4 protein-coding genes are annotated in these 5176 nt (G+C 45.3%); all 4 read right to left on the bottom strand.

The window, feature by feature from the left end:
- Positions 1 to 42: 42 nt before the first annotated feature.
- Complete coding sequence (yedE, locus tag H740_RS01050) at positions 43 to 1110, bottom strand: YedE family putative selenium transporter (protein WP_002950454.1); 1068 nt, start codon at positions 1108 to 1110, stop codon at positions 43 to 45.
- Positions 1111 to 1445: 335 nt separating this feature from the next.
- On the bottom strand, positions 1446 to 3248 hold the full coding sequence (locus tag H740_RS01045) for a flotillin family protein (RefSeq protein WP_002950453.1): 1803 nt from the start codon (positions 3246 to 3248) through the stop codon (positions 1446 to 1448).
- A gap of 21 nt (positions 3249 to 3269) precedes the next feature.
- Positions 3270 to 3890 (bottom strand): OB-fold-containig protein, encoded by a 621-nt coding sequence (locus H740_RS01040; protein ID WP_002950452.1) that lies wholly within the window; start codon positions 3888 to 3890, stop codon positions 3270 to 3272.
- A gap of 60 nt (positions 3891 to 3950) precedes the next feature.
- Complete coding sequence (locus tag H740_RS01035) at positions 3951 to 5018, bottom strand: toxic anion resistance protein (protein WP_002950447.1); 1068 nt, start codon at positions 5016 to 5018, stop codon at positions 3951 to 3953.
- Positions 5019 to 5176 lie beyond the last annotated feature (158 nt).

Raw genomic sequence — 5176 nt, 5'->3', positions numbered from 1 at the left:
GGTTTAAAATTTTAAAGCTTGAAATCCGTCGTTTATGGGGAATCAAGCGGCTTTTTTGTGGAAAAATCCCACATAAACCGCAAAAACAAACCCTATCGCCACCGCCCACGGAGCCGCCGCCGTTACGGCGCTTGGCGAGCTGGCAAGCAAGAAGTTATGCGCTACGGCCGCACCAGCCGCCATACCGATGACAAAGATTACCGAGCTTAGATTGCCGGTACCCATTTGCACGAGATGCTTGCCCGGGCAGCCTTCGCTAAGGCTAAAGCAAAGCCCTGCTAGCGTCATGCTAAGGAAGTTCCAAAGCACGTCGTTGTGCGCGATAGGCTGGCCTTCAAAGCCGAATTTATACTGCCCAAGCGCTAAATTTACGATGCTGGCAAAAACAACGATACTGATGATCCCCGTAAACATCGAGAAGTCACCTTTAAAAAGCCTACCAAACGCCCCTACGCTACAAAATTTGCTTTTGTGCATTAGTGCGCCCACGACGACGCTAAAACCAAGCGAGATCAGGATCGGAGCGTGCATGGAGCCAGGGCCCTTTGCGGAGCTAAAAAGCGCGCCGTTTTCGCCAAGCTTTAGTCCAAACGCAAGCGCCGCAAGCAACAAAATACCCATAACCGTCGGCAAAACGCCTATCGCGGCCTGAGTTTTAGTCTCGTGCGTGAGGCCGTAGCCGAGCTTTTTAAAAAATACGCCCGCGCACACGCCCGCAAAAATACCGACGACTCCCGCAATCGCCGTCATATCGCCGCCGCCAAGACGCAAAAACGCCCTCCACGGGCAGCCCAAAAACACGAGGCAGCCGATCATCGCGAAAAATCCGAGAAAAAAGCGCACGAAAGGCGACGAGCCCGTAGTTGCGCTAAACTCCTTCGTCCAAAACACGCTAGCCAAAAAGCCGCCCAAAATGAGACCGATGATCTCCGGGCGCACGTACTGCACGACTCCTGCGCGGTGAAAGCCCAGCGCCCCTACCGTATCGCGCAAAAAGCAAGCCGCGCAAACGCCCATGTTGCCGGGGTTGCCAAAATACACGAGCAGCGCGCCTAGAGCGCCGAGCGCTGCACCTGAAACGATAAACCATTTTGAATTTGAAAAATTCATGAAGTGTCCTTTGAAAAGGTAAAATCGACCCGATTTCTTAGGCGTTATTTTACTGATGTTAAAATAAAAAATTAATAAAATTTACTTGCGATTTAATCAAATTTGAAAGGGAATATAAAATTTAGCTTAAGCAGTTAAATTTACATAAATATTAAACGTGTTTAAAATTTGCAGATGTTAAATTTACAGCCGTGTAGACAGCTCAAAATATGCCAAAAACAACCACAAAAAACAGCTATTGTTTTGATTGTAAAAAAGGACGGCCAAATTTAGCTGGCTTTACCGCGCTAGCGTGCCGCCCCCTTACACAACTTTAATCAAATTTTAGGCTAGATTTACTTTTTCTTGCCGTCTTTTTGTTCGCTTGCAGCATTAAATTTCTCAGTCTCTTTTGCGCTAAAATTTGACGCGTCTTTAGCTTTTTCGCAACCGTCTAGCAGGGGCGAGGCGATATTTTGTATCCCGCCGTTTAGATCGATACCCACTTGTTTCATTAGATCGTCTATTATAGGCGCGTTTACTTTATAGTTTAAAGACGCGTTTACGATTTGATCGGAGAGAGACGCGCCCGCGTTACTAACTCCGCCGTTAGCATTTGAACCAGCCCCGCCCTGATTTGCACCACCTATGCCTGCCATTTGCACGATTTTTATAGAGTCGATTTTCTCCGCCGGTTTTACGACCTGGGCGATGATTTGCGGCATAAACTCTATCAAAGCAAGCTTAAATCTATTTTCCAAAATCGCCGCTGAGACGATATTTTCAGCGTTATTTATCTCTGTTTTACCTTTAGCTTCGACTTCGTAGTTTAGCCTGTTGGCTTCAGCCGTTATCTTTATAGCTTCAGCTTCTGCGGTGGCCTTGATTTTTAGCGCTTCGCTTGCACCCATTGCTTTGATTTTAGCGGCTTCGGCTAGATTTTCTTCGGCTTCTTTTTCAGCTTTTGCGGCAACCGTTTTTTCGATAGAGAGTTGCTCGGCCTCTTTTTGCGCTTCGATTAGCGCTAGCTTTTTAGCGCGCTCGGCCTGCTCAGTCTCGGACGATGTTTTGATCTTTTCAAAAGATGCGGCTTCTAGCGCCTTTTTCTCGTTGGCTAGCGTTTTAGCGGCGGCCTCTTCCTCGACTTTTTTGGCGATTTCTATGTTTTTGCTCTGATTTGCGAGCTCGACGGCTTTTTCTTTGTTGATCTCGGCTTCCCTGATAGCTCTAGCCTTTTCTATCTCGACGGTTTCGATAGCGCGCGCTTTGTTTATCTGCGCCTCTTCGATAGCTTTGTTTGCGACGATCTTGGCTTCTTCGGCCTCTTTTCGCCTACTTTCGGCCTCTTTTGCCCTTAGCGCTTCTTGTTCTGCTTGAAAATTTGCTATCTTGGTTTGTTGCGTTGCTTCAGCCTCGGCTTGTTTTCTTTGGATTTCAAATTTCTCCGACTGCGTTTCGTAGTTTTTTTGCGCGATTTGCACCTCGGTAGAGCGTTCGATATCGTTTCGTAGCTTTTTGCGCTCTTCGATAGTTTGGGTTAGGCTTGTTAAACCTTCTGCGTCAAAAGCGTTGTTTTCGTTAAAAAACTCTTTAGCCGTTTGATCTAGCGACGTGAGAGAGACAGACTCTAGCTGAAGGCCGTTTTTAGATAGATCGGCTTCGATAGCGTTTTTTACCTGCGAACTAAATTCATCCCTTTTCTCGTGTAGTTCCTTCATCTCCATCGAGCTTGCTACCGAACGAAGCGTGGCGATTAGCTTACCTTCGATAAGACCGGTTAGCTCGCGTAGATCAATCGTTTTTTTACCTAACGTCTGTGCCGCGCGAGAGATAGACTCTCTATCCTCGCCCACTCTGATGTAAAAATCAGCCGTGATATCCACGCGCATTCTATCTTTGGTTATGAAGCTATCGCTTTTAGAGCGAGCTACCGTGACCTTCATCGACTGCATATTTATGTCGATATAATCATGCAGTATCGGCAGTATTAGCGCGCCGCCGTCCACGACGACCTTCTCGCCGCCAAAACCCGTTCGCACGAACGTAAGCTCCTTTGTCGTTTTTCGGTAAAGCCTCGAAAAAACGATACCTAAGATAATGATAGAAAAGAGTCCTATGCCGGCAAATACGGCCATAGAAGTCATTGCGTCAATGTTCATACTATTCTCCTTTAATTAAATTTACTGTTTTTTCTTGATGTAAAAGTTATTTTTCTCGACTCTAACGATGAGCGCGATATCGCCTTTTACAAGCTCTTTTTCATCGGCAGCCCTTGCAAAAACGAAACGTTCTTTTCCGTTTTTATCCGCAACCTTAACGTCGCCGCCTTGCTCTTTGGTTATTTTATAGTCCTTTACTTCGCATTCGCACCCAAGAAGCTCCTTTTTGCTAAACGCAGCGCTTTGAACTTGAGGCAGGTATTTTGCCGCGAGCAGACTAACCCATCTAGTCCATGTCAAAGCGATAAAAAACGAAACCGCGGCAATAACCGCGCTCATATACCACGAAGGCGCCGCAAATCCATAAAAAACGCTAACGATAAAAAGCCCGCACGCTCCGAAGCTCATAAGCAAAATCCCGTAAAAAACAGTGCTCGGCACGCCGCCTTTATTTGCCCAAGCTAACAGCTCGGCGCCGGGCGCATCTATACCATCCGCTCCGTCAAATAGCCCGTTTATCGGCTCAAGCACCGAAAATCCGGTGATCATCAAAATAACCTCAAGCAAGGCAAAAACTACAACGATAACCAGCGGAACGGAAAATATGAGATTGTTGCCAAGAAGCTCTAAAATTTGATCCATCTTTTACCTTTTGTTTTTAAATTTGCCGCTTGCGAGGTCAAATTTGACCTTTGCTCCGCTCTACTCTATGCTATACACGTCGCTTTGCTCGATCTTTTCGAGCTTATTTACCTTGCTTTCCAGCGTCTTACTCATCTGCGATATTTTAGCGATATTTTCTTTCATTTTCGGCAACGCCTCATTTTTGAAATTTTCTATCTTATCTAGCGAATCTATCATCAAATTTATCGCTTTTTCAAGGTTTTGGTTATCTAGCGCGCCTCCTGTGACCTTTGCCATCACGTCCGTTGCCGTGTCGTTTACGTCCTGCGCATTTTTTAGGATGACGTCGCTAGCTAGCTTGTCCATCTCAGAAACCGCTTTTAGCTGCTTCTTGCCTTCTTGCGCTACACTTGCGATATAGACGTTGGTTTTTAGCGCCGTGATGCTCGTTGTGATCGTGTTTTGCGTGGCAAAACTCAAAAGCGAGTTATTGTGCTTGATAGTAGCGTAGTTTGCGAGGCTTTGCTGCATCACGACTAGCACTTGACGTAAATTTTGCAGATGCATACGGATGTAAAATAGCGCCTCTTCGAGGAGGAATTTTTTCTGCTCTTCGTCCGTTTGATTTGCCGCTAAATTTTCGATGAGCTCGTCTGTTTTACTTAAAATTTCTATCTTGCCTTTTAGACTTTCTATGATGAGTGAAAGTTCCTTTTGCTTCTCGGAGATTTCGGCGTTTCTAGCTTCTAAAACATTTATGGAGTGCTTTAAATTTGCCGTGATTTCTTCAAATAAGCTTGACACGCTTTGATATTTGCTAGCAAGTTCGGCAGCCAGGTCTTTACCGAGTAAGAAATTTATAAATTTCGCCCCCAGTCCGCTCTCCTTCATCTTATCGCTTGCTTTTATAAGCTCGGCGGAGTATTTTTTGACCGACTTTAGCGACTCGCCGACCGAGCTTCCCACGCTTTGACTCATACTAAGCAAGTCGCCGACCTTCATATCCATATCGCCGTTTAGCTTCTCAAACTCGCCTAGTTCGTCTTTGCCAAACGACACGATAAATTCTTTGGGATCGTTAAATTCTTTCCTTTTTTCCATGAGTAAGGCGACGACGTCTTGTGGAGTTTTAACGATCTGATTCAAAGCTTGTCCTTTGCTTAAATTTTGAGAGTTATTATAACTAAATTCGTGCACTTTTTGCAGGCTTGATAATAAACTTCTATGCTTTATTAGCATAATTTACGATTAAATTTAGTAAAATCGGCAGAAATATTCCAGACAGAATAGGCGTAGTTTAACTT

Source organism: Campylobacter showae CC57C, assembly GCF_000344295.2.
GTDB lineage: Bacteria > Campylobacterota > Campylobacteria > Campylobacterales > Campylobacteraceae > Campylobacter_A > Campylobacter_A showae_B.
Note: the sequence above shows the minus strand (reverse complement) of the source record. Positions and strands in the feature narration are given on the sequence as shown.

Bases quoted from the DNA above. Each gene is read 5' to 3' on its own strand.
- yedE (WP_002950454.1), bottom strand. From the start codon at position 1,110: ATGAATTTTTCAAATTCAAAATGGTTTATCGTTTCAGGTGCAGCGCTC.
- H740_RS01045 (WP_002950453.1), bottom strand. From the start codon at position 3,248: ATGAACATTGACGCAATGACTTCTATGGCCGTATTTGCCGGCATAGGA.
- H740_RS01040 (WP_002950452.1), bottom strand. From the start codon at position 3,890: ATGGATCAAATTTTAGAGCTTCTTGGCAACAATCTCATATTTTCCGTT.